The sequence below is a fragment of the Nostoc sp. genome (genome assembly GCF_036919675.1).
Classification (GTDB): Bacteria; Cyanobacteriota; Cyanobacteriia; order Cyanobacteriales; family Nostocaceae; genus Nostoc.
Genome location: NZ_JBALCP010000056.1, coordinates 1 through 18,724 on the forward strand (window position 1 = coordinate 1; position 18,724 = coordinate 18,724).

Genomic DNA, 18,724 nt, shown 5'->3' on the forward strand with positions numbered 1-18,724 from the left:
TGACCACTCTTCATCTGTTAAACTGCTTGAGTACATAAGTAATAAAAAATACTTTTAATCTCCCGGTACACCAGATCCCAAATGGGTTCTATACAAGCGATCGCAATTACTGGATTGGTCTTCTGTTTCCCCCTTGCCCCCTGCTCCCTGCCCCCTGCTTTTTTTAAAAGGGTTACGAATGAACCGTTCTGTGGTCAGGTCGGGACGATGGAGATAGCCCCGTGCCAAGCTTTCACCACTAATGTACAATTCTCCAGTTATACCAATGGGTACAGGCTGTAATCGGGAATCCAGTACATAAACTTGGGTATTTGCGATCGCCCGCCCGATCGCAGGTGATAAACAGGCTTGTTGTCTTTTCGGAACAGTCCCAGAGGTTGTAACTACAGTATTCTCTGTTGGCCCGTAATTATTCACCACCTCAAAGGGATGGGAAGTCGAAGGATACTGATGAAGTTGATCCCCACCTGTGAGCAAAGTTCGCAAAGCAGCATTCGGTGGCCAATTTAATGACAGCATTTTCTCGGCCATTGGCGTTGGTAAGAAGCTAATGGTGATTGCCTTTGATAACATCCAGTCTCGCAGTTGCTCAGGGTAAAGCCGGGTTTCATCATCGGGAAAGTGAATGCTAGCTCCCGCCGTCAGATAAGGCCAGATTTCCCAACCACAAGCGTCAAATGCTACTCCAGCAACTTGTATTACTCGGTCAAGGGACGACACCGCAAAAGCTTGTTGATGCCAAAAGACGAGATTTAACAATCCTCGATGTTCAATTTGAACTCCTTTCGGTCTGCCGGTGGAGCCAGACGTATAAATCACATAAGCTAGATTGCCAGTCGTCGCTGTGTGAGGTAAATTCTCTTTGCTGGTGCTGAAGTTTGCCCTGTTGCTATCTAGACAAACCACATCCTCTGTTGGGCAAAGGATAAAGGCAACTCTCCAGAACGCTGTATAGATGGTATTGGCTCAAAGGAGGAATCTGTTGCACTCTTAGCTTCTTCTAGAAAAGCCAGGATTTCTGATTTGCGCCCTAGCAGTTTGTTTTTGAGGTCTGAGTTCATCACTCCTTTGGGAGCGCGATAGTTTAACTGATCGCCTTCCAGCCAAATTTTTATGCCTAAACTATTTAAATAAGATACAAATTCTATTATTGTCATTTATAATAGCCCTCCCTCATATTCTTTTTCTGCGTCATCCATAGCTACATTCCACTTGGTGACAACAGTTTGTAGCGCCTCAAGGCTTTCTCCCAAACCAGCTACAGTCGGGGATGCAAAAAAACGATTGGGCGACAATTCAACAGAAAAAGCCTCGCGCAACCGAGAAATGACTTGGAAGGCTAGCAAAGAATTTCCTCCTAGTTGAAAGAAGTTGTCGTGAATGCCGATTTGAGGTATTTTTAAAACTTCTTGCCAGGTTTGAGCTATTTGTCGTTCCATTTCGTTTCGGGGAGCTATCGCTCTACGAGTCATCCCCCTAGCCAGTAAATCTCGATTGATTTCACCACTAGCGGTGAGGGGCATTTGTGATAGTTGCACGAAGTCACAGTTAACGGTTGTTGTGAAGCGATCGCACACTGTAAAATCTGATAACTCCGGGACGGTAGAACCGTTATTTGTAGTGAAATAGGCAGTTAATTTCTGTAACCCTGGAAACTCAGAGGTAAAACGCCGAATTTTGGGATTGCTGCCATCTAAACCGACTATCAGCTGTGCTTGGTCATAATATAAACCAGTCAAAAAGGAATATAACCCTTGTTGCAGACTCATCTCATAATAGCCTTGAGCATGAGTGATTTCTTGCCTTTCATAACCTTTGTTGATCCCTGTGTCACGCCAAATTGTCCAAGCAAAGCAATAGCTGTGCAACCCACCAACAGAACGCTGGTATTGATTAAAACTTTCCAAAAAGTTGTTAGCAGCAGCATAAGCAGCAATCGTGGCTCCACCAAAGAAACTCGCTAAAGACGAAAAGCTAATGAAAACCCCCTGCCCTTGCTTGTTCAACACCTGATGCAACACCCAAGCACCTAACACTTTAGGACGTAAGATTGCAGCTAGACTCTGTGGTGTTTCATCTACTAGCATTTGTTCGTGATAAGTTCCCGCCAGATGAATCACCCCATCCAGCTGACTTCCCCAGTTAGCCTTGGCTTTTTCCACTACTTGTTGAACAGCTTGAAAGTCGCAGATATCTACTGTCTCATAAACCACCGCTCCCAGCTGCTTTAATTCTTGATAAGCTTTAATCTTGTCTGACATTGTTGCAGAGTCATTGGATGCAACATCTGTGGTTAATAGAGGAGTGCGACCTACTAATAATAATTTGGCATTAAAAAACTTAATCAGATATTTAGCAATTTCAACTGCAACACCCCCAAGCCCACCACTTATCAGATACATTCCCCCTGATTTAAAGGGAAGTTCTTGCTTTGGTTTGTCTTGCAGATTAACTTTTTCCAAACCTGCAACAAAACGCTGTCCGTTGCGGTAAGCTACCTCTTGATCTTTTGATAAAACCTGGAGTTCTTGTAGAAGATAGTTTCCATCCACCTGTATCGAATTTGGTGTCAAATCGATGTGACGACAATTTAAGCAAGGTATTTCCTGGGCAATACTTTTAATTACACCGAGAACTGGAGATTTTTCATAAGCTATCTTGTCTGTTGTTTGTGTAAACTGGGTGTAGCTAGAAACAAATAATAACTGTATATCTTGAAAAATCTGAGTTTTTACCAGGCATTGGACAAGAAACAATAAACTGTAAATTCCCTGTTCTTGGGCTTTTTCAAGAGCTTCTATGCTTTTGATTTCCCCGCTATACTCCTGATAATTCCACAGATGGATAATCTGACCGATAGTCACCTTATCTGCCTTTATGGTCTCAAGTAATAGCTGATAATGGTCTGCGTTGCCAGGAGTTAAACAGAAGTAATTGGGACTTTTTTTAGCAAAATCATAACCGGGTGAGACACACACATAGGGCAGGTTTTGCTGTTCAAGTTGCTGACAAATAAATGTCCCTAATCCTAACTCGTCAAGGAATACTATAGTCAGACCATTTTGGGATAAAGTCTTCAAAACCTTGGCTTGCTTACGTCGCCAGACTTTTTGGTAGAACCAATCAGGAATAGTGTTGGTATTGCCTAGTAAGATGTCGAATTGCTTGAGAATTAAGTTAAACTCACCTGCATGAAAGCGATCGCGAAGTTGCGATCGCTGGATTTTACCAATCACGGTTTTGGGAATATCTTCTTTAGCTAATAAAACTAAATAATCAGGATTTAATCCGATTTTATTCACCACTGTCTGCCGAATTTTCTTCAGTAGCTCTAACAGTTTTGGTTTTTCTGTAATCGGCGAACTGAAGAAGATGGCTAGTTTCTCTGTTGCACCATCAGCATTACAGACTGCACAAGCGGCGGTGTAGGAAACTTCAATTTCTGTAATTTCTTCAACTATTCCTTCAATTTCATGACTGTAGTAGTTAGCTCCATTGATGATGATAGTTTCCTTGGCGCGACCAGTAACCACCAATTGTCTGTTAGCAATAAATCCTAAATCTCCAGTATCAAACCAGCCATCTTTTAAAAAGGATTGACTATTGGCATCATGGTTGTTGTAATATCCGGGAGAAACTGCATCACCTTTGACTTGCAAATGCCCTATGGTGTCTTCTCTTAATACAGAGTTTTGCTCGTCTACTATGCGAATGGTAATTCCTGAAATTACTGAGCCTAAATCGGTAAAATTATGATGATTCGGATAGTTTATTTATACTCGCTTAATAGTACCTTGGAATCTAGATTTTTCTACCCTGTGAAACAACAAAGGTGCTTCCTTAATGGGCTGATAATATGTAATCCCCGAACCCATCTCTGCCATCCCAAAAGCTGGTCTAATTGCCGTTGTTTTGAGTCCATAAACAACTAAATTTTCTCGAAAATCCTCCACAGCTTTACTAGATACTGCTTCACCAGCTGTAAGTAGGAATTTCACGCACGATAAGTTCCAAGTCTGTTCTGGTTCTTGTTTGAGGGAGTCATTAACTATTGCATAGGCAAAGTTAGGGGACCAGCTATGAGTAATGCGGTATTTATGAATCAAATCTAACCAGTTGAGGATGCGACCCAAGATATATTCTTTTTGTGCATAAACCAGGGTGCAACCCAATACAATACCACGGATATGCCAGTCGGAAATGCTGCCAATGTGATCGAACGGCAGCCAATTCAAAATTACATCTTCTCGCTCGTGTTGATTGAGTTGGTTAGCTCCTCTGGCGCGAATAATGAGATTTTTATGAGTCAATTGAACACATTTTTGTATTCCTGTACTGCCAGAAGTGAGGTTGAAAAGAGCTACCTCATCTGGTTGACTATGGTGATATTGTTTGCTGACAGGATTACATTTTAATACTTCAATTGTGCCTATATTTAGGCGTTCTGTTGGTAGCCATTGCGATAGTAATTCTACTTCTTGTTTGAGAGCTTCCGTAGTTAAAATGACTGGACTATCTAAGAACTGCCAAATATAACAAAGCTTATCCACCACCTTGTTTGATTCTCTATAAGTCGGTGGTACTTCCATAATAACGGGTACAAAGCCTCCCAATAGGCAGCCCCAAAAAGCTGGAATAATGTCACAGCTAAGTTCTATCTGCAATATGACTTTGTTTTTTGGCTTGAGTCCCAACTTTCTCAAACCACTAAGAATTCGCTCTGCAACTTCAAGTAACTCAGCATAAGATTGGCGTAGTTCTGTTCCATCGGGCAACAGGTAAATAATTTCTCCACTTGCAACTTGTTGCACAGCTTTTTGTAAAACTTCGGGCAAGGTAATAGGTGCATTGCGATCGCTACGGAGAATATCGCCGTGGCTGATGGCCAGTGGCTTCGATTCTGAGAAATATTGTTGTGTATTTGATTGGGAGTCTTTGGGAAGTGGGGTAAGGTTAGCGCTTGCGTTCTGGTGTTGCCAACCTGGGATCAAATCTGACAAATGGAGTGGGAGAATCTTCTTTCTCAACTCCTGTACCACTACCACTGCCTGTTCAATTTTGTGATGATAGTTAAGTTGCTTTTCTACTTGCCCAATTAAACTTTCATCAATAACAGGAATGTTTATCAGAGCCAATTCGTCTACCTCTCCTGTAGCAGTTAAAGGTATTCCTGACACTGGTACTAAAGCTTTTGGTAATAATGCTTCACCGGCTGTTTTAGTGACAATCGGCTCTCCAGCGTTGATTATAAACTTCATTGAGGATAAATCCCATTTCTGGCGCTCGATATCAAAAGCCTGATACCGTTCGCGCAGCGTTCCGTAGGAAACGTCGCCAAGGGCATCGCATATCAGGGAAAAAGCAAAGTTAGGGGCCCAACTAATCGTAGCTTGATGTTTATCAATCAAATCCAGCCACTTGAGCGGATTTTGCACAATTAAATCAGTGGTTACATGGATTTGTTGGCAACCCAGACTAACAGCCATGATACTCAGAGATACCAATGCACCGACGTGATCCAGAGGCATCCAGTTTAAAACGCTTTCCTGGCTGGAGAAATGGCCCATTGAAACTAAGCCAGCCGTCATACTCAATAGATTGCGATGATTTAGTATTACACACTTGGGTATGCCAGTACTTCCAGAAGTTAACAACAAAATTGCTAAATCCTCTGGCTGACTTTGATGCAATTTAAAATCCGGTTCACACTCACGCAACTGATCGATAGTTGCAATTTGAAAGTTTTCTAAATTTAAAAGCCGGAAAAAACCATCAATGTTGGGAGCTAAAGAAGCACTCGTCAGTACAATCGGTTTTCCCAACATTTGCCAAGCATTTTGGAGTTTGCTTGCAGTACTGTTGACTGGTTCGTAGCTAGGTGCGATAGACACTGGCACTGGCACAAAGCCCCCTAGCACACAACCCCAAAAAGCACAGATGAAATCTTGATTATCTTCTAGTTGAAAAATTACTTTATCTTGGGGCTTGAGTCCCAGCTTTCTCAACCCCGCTAAAATTCTTTGAGCATCCTGCCATAATTCCCTATAAGACTGAACTTTCTCACTACCATCAGACTGAATATAGATGATACCTTTAGTTGAATTTTGAGCAGTTCGTTGCAGCACTTCTTGTAAAGTTTTAGAAGCGTCTTTGGAGTATTGCAGAGGTTCGCCGTAACTAATGGCTAGCTTTTTTGAAAAAGATGGGTTCTTGTTTTCTATTTTTTGGCTAAATGTATTCGCTTGTATATTTTGCTGACTATGTTCAGGAGCAATCTTCGGAGATGTTACCGGAGGCATCGCTTGAGTCTCGTCTAGCAAATCCTCCAAATGCACAGGAGGAACACTTATAACAAACGGTTCAACAACCACTTTAACGCGCTCAATTTCTGACAATGACTCTAATTGCTCTTCTATGCGACGCATTAAGTTGGACTCAATAACTTCTAAATTAGCTAGAGCAGCTTTGTCTAACTGTCCTGTAACTGTTAGAGGGATAGTGGAAACTGGTACAAGTGCTGTAGGCATCAATTCGCTAGGCAGAATTGTTTGCAGATGAAACAACAATTGTTCTGGTGCAAATAAACCGGATGGAACTACATAGGCAACTAGCTCCTGCTTTCGCTTTTGCGTTTGTCTCTCTATGACTACACAATCATCTACAGTTAAGCTTGACCGGATAGCAACTTCTATTTCCCTATATATAAAATTCTTATTAGTTGAATTTGCTAAAAATTGGCTATTATTTAACTGCATTAGTTTCTATATCCTTTTTAGGTTCCGCTATTTAGGAATGGAAATTAGTGTTAATTAAAACTAAAACCTATATCTATATTTAATTTACTATTTTTCTGTAATTGTTCAAATATAGCATAGAGAATCTCAGTTTTATACAGAAAATGAATAGTATTTAAAACATTTTTAGTGGAAAGTTAAGACAGTTAAGACACTTAAGTGGAAAGTTAAGACGGTTGAGACACTTAAGCGGAAAGTTAAAAATGTTTAAAATTTCATGAATAATAATTACTGGCGGGCGTCGAATAATATAGGCTCAATGCCTTAAAAGCTTGCCACAGTTGTTTTATAGGAAATACTAAGGGTTTCAAACTAACTTGCGGAATGTGGGTTTTAACTATCTTCTCATTAATTTCTTAAGTATCTTAAATTTCCTTGCACACACACACTTAATTAATGGTATATGTTTAATGGCTAAAATAATAGGACTTACCCAACTAGTAGATTAACTCAAGGTAAAAGTTGTCAAAAGCCCAGAATACAGATTTCTTGACGGTTCAGAATTGACTATTGACCATTGACAACTTCAACTCAACTAGAAATTTACTAAACGTAGCTTTAGTCCTGACAAATTTTCCCAAAGGAAAAATAACAATGTATACAAATACACTCAAAGGATCAGATGTCCAAGTATTGCCATTCTTTGCGCGCTTCTTGCAAGAGCAATCTGTAACTGAAAAGCCAGATACTACTACCCCTCCTCCTCCTCCTTTCACTTTCAAGTTTCCTTCTGATTTGGAAGACCGTTAAGGGGTTGACAACTAAAAAATATTTTACATATATTTAAGCAGGATACACAGTGCAGTCGCAACTCCTCTGCCAGTGAGGCTCCTGCATCGTGCTGTGCTAATGCTCACGGGAAACCCTTCCAAGCGGCTCGCTCGACTTGAAGAGCGAGCCGCTTTCAAAGCTTCTCCGACTTGCTTTTTACTCGTAGTCCCCAAACGAAGACCCGAAGCCCCTCGTTGTGCTGACTGGCGTGGGAAACCCTTTCGGCAGTTCCTCCTGGGGGAAACCTCCAAGACCGGACTGCCCTTACCACGCGACTGGCTTCTTTTAAGTTCAGATGCTTACGGCAAGCTACCCTCTTGGTGTCTACGGATAGCGCAAGTTGCAGTTATCAAGTAACTGAAAATTACTTCTTGGAGTGCGATCGCTTCCACATTGCTTACATATTACAGTATTGATAATATATAAGCTATCGCCTTTAGTTTTTAGATTACCTACTTCTTTAAGAACTTAAATATTAAGACAAAAATTTCTTTAGGTAAGCTAAAACACATTTAATTTGCAGATTAAAATTTTATCAATATCTTGTGGGATGGGCAGCATGAGCGCCCTGATGATGCAAGTTAAACGCCGATTAGTTTATTCCTTAATATCTACCTGCTAAAAACGAAGCCAAAAAATTTTTATGCACCTGTCGCATGACGTTGTTTTATTAATCACTCACAGTGGTGATTTTTTCACAATAGATAGAGTCGCACAAGCCTTGTCAAAAAAAGGGGTAAAACCGATTCGCCTTGACACCGATAAGTTTCCCCAACAAGTGCAATTAGTAGCACACCTTGACGAATCCAGAAGCTATCACACTATAGAATATGACAATTACTCTATCAGCACAGAGCAGGTGCAGGCTGTATGGATGCGGCGCATTTGGGAACCAGAACTAAGTTCACAATTAGCTCCACAGTTCCGAGAAGCTTGTGTTAGAGAATCAAAAGCAACCTTAGATAGTTTTTGGGACAGTCTTAAAGAGGCTCGTTGGATAGACGATCTAGAGCGGATAAATTATGCAAATAATAAGCTGCGGCAACTGCGGATTGCCTCTGAAATAGGTTTTGTCATTCCTCGGACTCTTGTAACCAACAAAGCTGAGTCAGCACGAGAGTTTTTCGGGCAAGTCAAGGGCAAAATGGTAAGTAAGCTATTAACTGCTCTTTCCCACAGTATGGAAGCTAACTCCTCTTTCTTTCTTTACACCAGCACCGTCAAAGAAGAAGACTTACAAGATGCCGAGTCACTGCGCTATTGCCCAATGGTTTTTCAAGAGCAAATCCCCAAGCAACAGGAATTACGAGTGGTATATGTGAATGGCAATGTATTTGTAGGGGCGCTAAATGCGGATGTGTATGCAGCAGCTAAAGTTGATTGGCGTAAACCAGGTATTGAGGTTGGCGCATGGCAACACCACCAGCTTCCTGATGAAGTAGTTCGTCGTCTTAAAGCCTTTATGGGAAGATTTGGGCTGTTATTTGGAGCGTTAGATTTCATCGTCACACCATCAGGCGAATACGTCTTTTTGGAAATCAACCCTATGGGAGAGTGGGGAATGCTAGAGAAAGATTTAAACTTGCCTATTGCAAGTGCGATCGCCGATGCCCTACTTCAAATAAAAGAAGAATGATCAAAAATTAAATATTTGCTACTTTCTATTTATTATGACTGTATTAATAGTTACATTTAGCCAAGATAACGAAAGCATTCCTCTAGTAATCCAAGAAATTGAGGCTAGAGGAGAAAAAGCATTTAGGTTTGACACAGATAGATATCCCACCGAGGTTAAGCTAGATATTTTTTTTGGCGATACAGAACAGGTAATTATTACTGATGGTGAACAAAAGCTAAATTTGAGTGAAGTATCCTCAGTTTGGTATCGGCGGATGCGCTATGGGCAAAAAATACCTAACTCAATGGACAGGCAATATAGAGATGCGTCAATTAACGAATGTCGCGCTACTGTCAGAGGTATGATTGCCAGCCTTCAAGGATTCCACTTGGATAAAATGTCAAATGTGGATCGGGCTAATAATAAGCAACTACAGTTGCAAGTCGCACGAAAAGTTGGACTTCTAACTCCACGTACCTTGACTTCAAACAATCCCGAAGCAGTCAAGAAGTTTGCTCAAGAATCTCAGCAAGGTATAGTAACCAAGATGCTTTCTTCCTTTGCTATCTATGATGAGGAGGGACGAGAAAACGTTGTGTTTACTACTCCAGTTACAGCTGATGATCTGGAGAATATGGAAGGGCTGCGTTTTTGTCCGATGACATTTCAAGAAAACGTGCCCAAAGCCCTAGAGTTGCGGACAACTATCGTCGGACACTGCGTATTTACTGCCTCTGTAGACTCGCAAAGCTTGTCAGTATCTACTTATGACTGGCGCAAAGAGGGAAGAGCTTTGGTTAAGAATTGGCAACCTTATGACTTGCCAGAAGATGTTGAGAAAAAGTTGCTCAAACTAATGGCTGAGTTTGGCTTAAACTATGGAGCAATTGATATTATTGTCACCCCCGATGGTCAGCACATATTCCTCGAAGTTAACCCAGTCGGGGAATTTTTTTGGATGGAAATATATTCACCATACTACCCCATTTCGCAGGCGATCGCAGAAGTATTACTAACTAATAAAAGTTAGAGTATTGTTTATTTTTTCTCCACCGTAAAGGTAGCAGTTAAAACATATGTTTGTAGTAACGTTCTCTAGAGTAAAGTAGTAACCATATCTACATTACCTACCATTTTGGAAGTTAATAGTGAATTTTCTGATTAAAATTATTAATATTTAAGACCTTATTTTAAAATTATGAAGTTATTTATAAGTTATTTATATTGGAGATAAAATCCTTGTGAAAAACCTAGCAGATACACAAACAGTTTTGACATTTGATGGGGTAAATGATTATATAGATTTTGGCAGAAACGATATTGGCGGCGTTTTCGCTCAAGGGAGTTCAGCATTTGCTGTTTCAGGGTGGATAAATCCGCATCAACTAACAAATAAAGCTACTAGTTACGGAACTCGCAATGTATTCTTTGCACGTTCTTCAGAACGATACAGCGATAATTTTGAATTCGGCATCAGTGAAACAGGCAGCCTAGATGTTTACATTGATGAAATTGTAAGTAAGGGTATCAAAACCTTCGGTAATGGAGAATTAACTATAGGAGAATGGCACTTTTTTGCCATTGTTTTTAACAGTGGTGAAGTAACAGTATATCTTGATGACCGTGTATACACAGATTCTCTTAGAGGTTCATCCTTAAACAAAGCAACAAGTTCTGTAACTCTGGGCGCAACTGTACATAAACAGGTTTATTTTAAAGGACAATTAGCAAACATTAGCGTTTGGAATTCTCCCTGTACTAAGGCACAAATTCAGATCCAGCATTCTGGGCTAATAGTCGGAGATGAAGAAGGATTAGTGGCTTACTGGAAATTAGATGACGGGCAGGGAACAACAGTCAAAAACCAAATTGGAAAGTCCTATCAAGGAAATTTCCGTGGTAATCCTGCTTGGGAGTTAGCACAAATTCCATTTGTAACACAATCATCCAATCCAGTTCCGTTTGCAGCACCATTATCCAATCAAGAGGGTATCCAAGAAGAGATCCAAATTGAAACACCAGTTATTCCTGAAGAAAATATCTCAACAATAACGACAACTTTATTAGCAGCAACAGTACCGTTAGTAAGCGACAAGGAAGACGAACCACAGGAAATTCAACAGACACAAATAACCACTGAAGAATCCGAGGTTATCCCAACCTTGATAACTCTCAAGTCATACAACGAAGAAACTAAAACAGACCAGACTGAAGATTCCGTTAATGTCCAACAAGCACAAACATTAACTCAGGAGGAGCCGCCAGAAACTATGAATACAAAAGCCCAGCCCAAATATAAAATACTTTCCATTGATGGAGGCGGTATTCGGGGTATTATTCCTGCATTTATCCTAGCAGAAATTGAAAAGCGGACACAAAAACCTATATTTAGTTTGTTTGATTTAATTGCTGGTACTTCAAGCGGCGGAATTTTGGCACTGGGGCTAACTAAACCTCGATTAAGTTCTGATGTATCTGATTTGCCACTAGCTCAATATACTGCTGAGGATCTCCTACAACTATTTCTTGAGTATGGGGTAGAAATATTTTATGAGCCATTATTTGAAAGAATACTTGGCCCAATAGAGGATATATTTCTCCAGCCCAAATATCCTTCTGAAAGCAAAAAACAAATTTTAAGACAATATTTTGAGCAAGCTCCTTTAGAGAGTAATCTCAAAGAAGTTTTTGTAACGAGTTATGATATTGAGCAGCGAATTCCGATATTTTTTACAAATAAACTAGAAAAAGAACAGAAAAAATCTCAAAACTTTCGCAAGTTATGTGCGGGTTTTTCGCTCTTAGATGCAGCATTGGCAACAACTGCTACCCCGACTTATTTTGCTCCCCATCGTGTTATAAATACTCAACATTCTAACAGTGCTTATACTTTAATTGATGGTGGAGTGTTTGCTAATAATCCAGCCCATTTAGCTATTTTAGAAGCACAAATTAATAGTAAACAAAAAGAAAAAAAAGTCCTCAATACAGAAGATATTTTAGTAGTTTCTTTAGGTACAGGTTCGCTGACTAGTGCCTACCTTTATAAAGAAGTCAAAAATTGGGGACTTTTGCAATGGGGAAAACCACTTTTAAATATTGTATTTGACGGTGGTAGTGAAGTGGTATCTGGACAATTAGAACAGTTGTTTGAACCTAGCGATAAAGAAGCTAAAAGTTTTTATTATCGCTTTCAAACATTTTTAGATGAGGAACTCGAAGAAATAGACAATACCAAACTACAAAATACTCGTCAGCTACAAGCTATAGCCCATCGATTGATTTCTGAAAAAAGTCAGCAAATTGATGAACTGTGCAGTCTTTTATTAGGCTAGCTCAACTTTTTTATATCTTGCACCGTTTGCCTGGTGCAAGATATAAGAAAGATTTTTAATTTCTTCAAAAAAGGAATTAGTAATCACTCGATTCGTCATGTTTTCACCTTATAAGGATTGTAAGTAAGTACAATGGATGAACTCGTCAAAAAAATTGCTGGTTTAGGCCTTCCTGGTATACTTTTCGTGATTGCAACGTCTGCATCAGGGGGCAGTGTCGCCGCAGTTGTCGCTATGCTTTCATCGCTGGGCGGGCCTTTAGGCTTGTTAGGAGGTTTAGGACTACTTGGTCTGGTAGGCATTCTAGGGGAATATATAGGAGCATTTGGGATTGAAACCGTTCTCAAGTTCATTTATACAGAACGTAGCAAAACCGAATCTGTGAGATTTCTCCTTAAAGAAATTCAAGAATTACCGATTACAGATGACCTCAAGCTCAAACTGAAACATCATATTAGCCCAGTAGTCATTACTGAGCCTGAACAAGGGCCTACTCCCAGAACAGTCGAAATTGTAGATGATGAACCAGTAATCTAGTGCATTTGATTTTCTCTCCCCTAGACCCTTTTTTAGGATTTAGGGGGATATAAAAATCTTCAATTTCTAAAACTAAAAATGGACTCAGAGTCTAACTTAATTCTCAAAGGCCATTTCAAAATTAATAGTCTAATTAATAACGGCTTATCTTTAAAATATGCAAACTCCATCTGCACGTGAGCAAAACACAATAAATCCTTTTTCAGCGTTAACTCAATTTTGGGGAGATGTGAAAGTAGTTGCTCAACCTTATTGGTATCCAACAAAAGCAGAAGGAAGAGCATTCGCAGATGTGATCCGTTCATGGGGAATGCTCATTGTTTTAGTGTTATTAATAGTCTCAGTTATAGGTGTAAGTGCTGCAAATAGTTACTGGAATCGCTATGTAATTGATATTGTTATTGAAGAGAGAAACCTTGATAAATATAATAGTACTTTATGGCTGTCCTCTCTCATTATTTTAGTAATGGTCATATTGATAACTTTTTTAAGATATGTGAGAAAAAAAATCACTCTTGACTGGTACAAATGGCTAAATAATCATATTTTAGACAAATATTTGAGCAACCAAGCTTATTATAAAATAAATTTCAAATCTGATATAGATAATCCAGATCAACGTCTATCTCAAGAAATAGAACCTATCACTAGTAGTGCTTTAAGATTTTCAACTGCTTTACTAGAAAAAGTTTTAGAAATGGGAAGTGCTTTGATAATTCTCTGGACAGTTTCTCCACCAATCGCAATTTATCTAATTATTTATACATTTATTGGTAATTTAATAGCTATTTACTTAAATCAGGCAATAAATATAGTTAATCAACAAGAACTTGCGTTTAAGGCAGACTTTGGTTATTGCTTAACTCATGTTCGCAATCACGCTGAATCGATTGCTTTTTTTCAGGGAGAAAAGGAAGAATTAAATATAATTCAGCGCCGATTTAATAATATTCTAGAAACTGCTGAACGGAGGCTGAGTTTGGAGAAAGGTCAAGACGCTTTTGGCAGAGCATATCAATCTGCCATTAGTGTATTTTCTATGTTTATTCTTACGCCTTTATTTATTCAGAACCAAATTGATTATGGGGAAATTAACCAAGTTAGTTTTGCTTGCTTTATGTTTTCTAATGCTCTAGGAGAGTTAATAGGTGAATTTAGTATTTCTGGGCGATTTTCTAGTTATGTGAAGCGTTTAGCTGAATTTTCAGATGCTTTAGAAGCTGTTAGTAAACAACCAGATAATGTAAATACCATTCAAGTCATACAAGAAGAACATTTGGCTTTTGAAAATGTCACTTTACAAACGCCAAATTATGAGCAGACTATTGTTGAAGATTTATCAGTTTCTGTTCAGCCAAGCGAAGGGTTATTGATTGTTGGCCCTAGCGGTGGGGGTAAAAGTTCTCTATTGAGAGCGATCGCTGGTTTGTGGAATGCAGGAACTGGTCGTCTAGTGCGTCCTCCCCTAAAAGAAGTCTTGTTCCTACCCCAGCGTCCTTATATAATTTTAGGTACTTTGCGCGAACAATTACTCTATCCGCATACAGATCGAAAAATGAGCGACACAGAACTCGAACAAATTTTACAGCAAGTTAACTTACAACACTTGCTTACCCGCGTAAAAGGCTTTGATACAGAAGATCCTTGGGAGAATATATTGTCTTTAGGAGAACAACAACGTGTAGCTTTCGCACGACTATTAATTACTCATCCTAGTTTCACTATATTAGATGAAGCAACAAGTGCTTTGGATTTAACTAACGAAAATAATTTATATCAACAACTGCAAGAAAGTAAAACAACTTTTATCAGTGTTGGACATAGAGAGAGTTTATTTAACTATCATAAATGGGTTCTGGAGCTAAAAGAAGATTCCCATTGGCAACTTATTTCTGTACAGGATTATCAACGGCAAAAAGCAATTGTCATTGCTCCACCTGAAAACGCTCAAATTACAATAGATAGCTTCTCTAAACTCCAAATACAACCAGAAATATCAGTAGTAATAGACACAATCGAAAAGCTCACTCATCAAGAAATTAAGGCATTAACAGGCTATTCTCTTACCACCATTAGAAGCAGAGCCAACCAAGAGAAGTCTATCACTACTAAAGATGGTGCAACCTACCGCTATGACAAAAATTCAAACGTTGTAAAATGGGTGAAAGTTTAGCGGCTGTTGTGAGAACTGATGTGATGTTAACTAAAAAACAAAGACAACTAATAAATTATAAATCTATTACAATTTATGAAATAAGTTATCAATTACCTATTATAAACAATTCAAAATTAAAAAAAGTTCAAAAAAAAATTAAAGAATGTCAAGTATTAATTCAACAAGGTACTAAGTATCATTTTTATTTTTGGGGAATAATCAAACGAAAGCAGGAAATTAGCCAAGAAGAGATTTTTGCTAAAACTAAATTATTAATTAAAGACTATATTCAACTAATTGATTTTTTAGAAACCTATAAAGATAATTATCAAGATTTTTTATTAAAATTTACTGATAACTGGAAAAGGTTATTTACTCAAAAATACCTAGAAATTAAAAATATAAATGCAGAAAGAAACAAACTAGAAATAAAAAATCACAATAATCCGCAACTTATTGAAAAACTAAAATGGGAAAAGCAAGAAAACCTCAAATCAATTTTACTTTTGAGTAATACTAACTTTTTGATGTTAGAAAAAATTAAATTGCTAACTAAAGGAATTAAAAGTTTAGGAGAAGATACTAAGAATCAAAAGCAAACTGTCCAGCAAATAGCCCAAGAGTTAGGGGTATATCAAGAAATTTACGAATATCAAATAAAAGCAATAAAAATTCGTCAGGAAATAGCAAAAATAGCTGAGACAGTAACAAATTTTGAAGATTATTTACAAGATTACTTTAGTCCATTTCAATCCTTAATAGACGAAGTAGTAAAACTAGATGCAAACTTTTACGCAATTGTCGGAGAAATTAAAAATTTAGCAACTCGTAGTTTAAATTTTGAGTCAAGCTTATTAACCATACAATATACTGATACAATTTCTGAAAATATTCTCAATTTATTGGTAGCAAGTTATGAGAAAGGAGATAAATTAAAAGATGCGTTAGTTGAGTCTAAATTATTAAATGAACAAATTACTAATTTGGAGTTAAATAATAATGGAATAGCTTTAGAACAAACAATTTACTTAATATCTAATTATATATCTACTCAACTTGTCGATCAAAGAAAAGTGCTAGGGATATTAGAGACAGATGTCGTTTCTACAAATCCTGCACTTTTTATTGAAAAAACAGAATTATTAGAGCCAACTAATAATCATAGTAACTCTGTAAAAGAATTTAAAAACAGTAAAAATATTGATTATAGTCAACTTCAAACTTTACTCGCACAATTCAAGTGGAAAGAAGCTGATATTGAAACCGCTAAATTAATGCTACAAGTCATGGGAAAGAATTATTGGAATGAAGTTTATAAGGAAGATATTCTTAACTTTTCTTGTCAGGCTTTTTATACTATCGATGGACTTTGGCAACAATACAGTCATGGTTATTTTGGCTTTAGCGTACAGCAAAGCATCTGGAACGAAATAGGTGCTCAAGTAGATTATGAAACAGAAAAGAGACTTGGCGATCGCTTGGGTTGGCGAAGAGAGGGAAACTGGTTAAACTACGACCAACTAACTTTTAAAGTATCTCCGACGACACCAATGGGACACTTACCAGTCAAATGGTTGCACTATGACCAAGATGTTTTTGATTTATCTCCATCATCTGCGGAACCTCTATCAATGGGAGCATGGCGGGTGGGGTCATGGTTAGTTTGGCAGATGCATTTATTCTTTTCCCGTGCAAAAATGTGTAATTGAATTCTGACTTCTGAGTTATGATTAAGAATGTAGAAGTTTCCATTGATGATATTCAGAATTTTTTTCGACAAAATCTATCAAAAGATATGAAGTGTAAGGAAATTAGAGCAATTTTAATATACTTAACTGTTAATCTAAGTTAAAGGTATAATCGTAAGCAACTATCTCGCTGTAAGTGCAATATTACAAAATAACTTTTTTAATTATATTTATAAAAACTTTATCGTTAATACTTCTTTCATTGTAGTAATCTAATCAATTTAAAAAGTAGACATGGATAACAGTATACCTTCTGATATAGAAATAGAAATTTTACTTTTAGGAAAATGGCGTTTTAATACTTATTCAGAAAAAATCACTGTTGAATTTAAAGATGATATGACTTACGAGCAAACAAGGGTTCAAACACTTTTTTTCTCTAAACCTAAAGAACTTATAACAGGTAATAAATTTACTGGAGTATGGTATGTCAGCCAAAAAAAATTATATTTAAGTGTTAAAACTATGCCAAAATCATTTTTTAATTTCCAAATTCCACTATTTTTTCAGATTTCTATTGCAGATATAGTAGCTACTATAGGTTCAATTTTTACAACTGAAAGTTATGAAGTTATTAGAATTAACAGTTCTAAATTTCTCATAAAAGATAAAGAGCAATCAATTATTGGAACAAAAATAAATAATATTAGGAAGTCCTAGAGAATGTTGGCAAGTGTGAGCAGATTCGATGGCATATTTATTTGATAATACATTGCCATACTCTATGTTTCAATGAGTGTTTGTGTGACTTCAAGTTGCTAAGGTATGAAAGGCAATCGTGTTGCTCTTAATCGGTTAATTCGGGAATTTCAATAGGTAAGGATTCAGGTCTAAAATTGTGGAAGCAAAGAAGGGCGAGACTGAGAATTAATAGAGCCAGCTAGTAGAGCTTGTACAAAAAAATCAATCACAGACCGACCTTGACGACGACAGGTTTGCACCACCGTCAACAAATTGGCAGTGTGTTGAAACCGCTCCATTGAACGGGAACCACCACTAACTTTACGTTTTGTGACAGCCAAACGAAGGGAGCGTTCAGCCTGATTATTATCAGGAGGGACTTCAGGGTAGTCAAGAAAATACCATCATTGATTTGCTTTATCGCGCAAGGAACGCAAAAGTTGGCCGGCTGTAGCTCCTGCTAGATCAATCCACTGATAGAGTGAGGAGTACAACTTAGATTTGAACTGATTGACCCAATCGTTGTAAAGGGCGAAGTCAAGAGTCTCAAACCCGAAGAGCATAATTTCTAAAGGCTTCATCAATTAAGTTGACAAACGCTTCGCCAATAGCTTGGTTGTGAAGACCTGGAATTAAAATTAGTTTTTTGAAGTGACGACGTAGATGAGCCAAACGTTTCTGTTGGTCAGTTACTGCATAACCATTGTAAACACTAAAATCGTCACTGCTGAGTACCCCTGTATATGTAGCACCTAAAATTGTTTCTAATTCAGATCTAGAACGAGTGTCAGCTGCTGTAAATAAGCAGAAATGAAAATTAGCAACTACCCACAACCATTCTTTGATTCCTTTGACGGGCCAAGGTGTTTCATCCACATGAATGTTAGGGTGTGTCTGTTTTAACCAACTACTTAACTCACTAACGCTCGGTTCGATTGCTTGTCGAATTCGTTCATTGGTTGCTACTAGAGTTCCTAGTCCAATATCAATCAATACGGTTCAGTTAAGGCTAAAAAGCTGATTAGTGATGTGAAATTTTGGAGCTTCTACTCGTTTTCCAGTACCTCTGTGTTTTGGCTTTTTAG

13 protein-coding genes and 1 pseudogene are annotated in these 18,724 nt (G+C 38.1%); 9 read left to right on the forward strand and 5 right to left on the reverse strand.

The window, feature by feature from the left end:
* Nucleotides 1-54: 54 nt before the first annotated feature.
* From V7K49_RS10665 to V7K49_RS10680, 4 genes are all read right to left on the reverse strand, one after another.
* Nucleotides 55-906 carry an AMP-binding protein gene (locus V7K49_RS10665; protein ID WP_335205507.1) on the reverse strand — a complete coding sequence of 284 codons (852 nt, stop codon included), beginning with the start codon at nucleotides 904-906 and terminating at the stop codon, nucleotides 55-57.
* Nucleotides 894-1,157 carry a hypothetical protein gene (locus V7K49_RS10670; protein WP_335205508.1) on the reverse strand — a complete coding sequence of 88 codons (264 nt, stop codon included), beginning with the start codon at nucleotides 1,155-1,157 and terminating at the stop codon, nucleotides 894-896. Before V7K49_RS10670 ends, V7K49_RS10665 begins: the two co-directional genes overlap by 13 nt.
* Complete coding sequence (locus tag V7K49_RS10675; protein WP_335205509.1) at nucleotides 1,158-3,659, reverse strand: SDR family NAD(P)-dependent oxidoreductase; 2,502 nt, start codon at nucleotides 3,657-3,659, stop codon at nucleotides 1,158-1,160.
* Between the two features lie 114 nt (nucleotides 3,660-3,773).
* Nucleotides 3,774-6,755 carry an AMP-binding protein gene (locus tag V7K49_RS10680; protein ID WP_335205510.1) on the reverse strand — a complete coding sequence of 994 codons (2,982 nt, stop codon included), beginning with the start codon at nucleotides 6,753-6,755 and terminating at the stop codon, nucleotides 3,774-3,776.
* Between the two features lie 633 nt (nucleotides 6,756-7,388).
* Here V7K49_RS10680 and V7K49_RS10685 point away from each other — a divergent pair.
* From V7K49_RS10685 to V7K49_RS10725, 9 genes are all read left to right on the forward strand, one after another.
* The gene (locus V7K49_RS10685; protein ID WP_335205511.1) at nucleotides 7,389-7,544 is read left to right on the forward strand and encodes a microviridin/marinostatin family tricyclic proteinase inhibitor; all 156 of its coding nucleotides are present in this window, start codon (nucleotides 7,389-7,391) and stop codon (nucleotides 7,542-7,544) included.
* A 99-nt stretch (nucleotides 7,545-7,643) separates the two neighbouring features.
* Nucleotides 7,644-7,922 (forward strand): hypothetical protein, encoded by a 279-nt coding sequence (locus tag V7K49_RS10690; RefSeq protein WP_335205512.1) that lies wholly within the window; start codon nucleotides 7,644-7,646, stop codon nucleotides 7,920-7,922.
* A gap of 286 nt (nucleotides 7,923-8,208) precedes the next feature.
* Nucleotides 8,209-9,201: an MvdC family ATP-grasp ribosomal peptide maturase gene (locus tag V7K49_RS10695; RefSeq protein WP_335205513.1), complete on the forward strand. Its 993-nt coding sequence runs from the start codon at nucleotides 8,209-8,211 to the stop codon at nucleotides 9,199-9,201.
* 34 nt (nucleotides 9,202-9,235) lie between these two features.
* Nucleotides 9,236-10,213: an MvdD family ATP-grasp ribosomal peptide maturase gene (locus tag V7K49_RS10700; RefSeq protein WP_335205514.1), complete on the forward strand. Its 978-nt coding sequence runs from the start codon at nucleotides 9,236-9,238 to the stop codon at nucleotides 10,211-10,213.
* Nucleotides 10,214-10,424: 211 nt separating this feature from the next.
* The gene (locus V7K49_RS10705) at nucleotides 10,425-12,518 is read left to right on the forward strand and encodes a patatin-like phospholipase family protein (protein WP_335205515.1); all 2,094 of its coding nucleotides are present in this window, start codon (nucleotides 10,425-10,427) and stop codon (nucleotides 12,516-12,518) included.
* Between the two features lie 132 nt (nucleotides 12,519-12,650).
* Nucleotides 12,651-13,055: a hypothetical protein gene (locus tag V7K49_RS10710; protein ID WP_335205516.1), complete on the forward strand. Its 405-nt coding sequence runs from the start codon at nucleotides 12,651-12,653 to the stop codon at nucleotides 13,053-13,055.
* Nucleotides 13,056-13,212: 157 nt separating this feature from the next.
* Nucleotides 13,213-15,228 carry an ABC transporter ATP-binding protein/permease gene (locus tag V7K49_RS10715; protein ID WP_335205517.1) on the forward strand — a complete coding sequence of 672 codons (2,016 nt, stop codon included), beginning with the start codon at nucleotides 13,213-13,215 and terminating at the stop codon, nucleotides 15,226-15,228.
* Nucleotides 15,213-16,919 (forward strand): GUN4 domain-containing protein, encoded by a 1,707-nt coding sequence (locus V7K49_RS10720; RefSeq protein WP_335205518.1) that lies wholly within the window; start codon nucleotides 15,213-15,215, stop codon nucleotides 16,917-16,919. Before V7K49_RS10715 ends, V7K49_RS10720 begins: the two co-directional genes overlap by 16 nt.
* 273 nt (nucleotides 16,920-17,192) lie before the next feature.
* A complete protein-coding gene (locus V7K49_RS10725; protein WP_335205519.1) occupies nucleotides 17,193-17,618 on the forward strand; it encodes a hypothetical protein in 426 nt (141 codons plus the stop codon).
* 170 nt (nucleotides 17,619-17,788) lie between these two features.
* On the opposite strand, the pseudogene tnpC reads toward V7K49_RS10725, so the two are convergent.
* Nucleotides 17,789-18,629, reverse strand: a pseudogene (gene tnpC, locus V7K49_RS10730) (IS66 family transposase); the annotation flags it as partial.
* Between the last annotated feature and the right edge of the window lie 95 nt (nucleotides 18,630-18,724).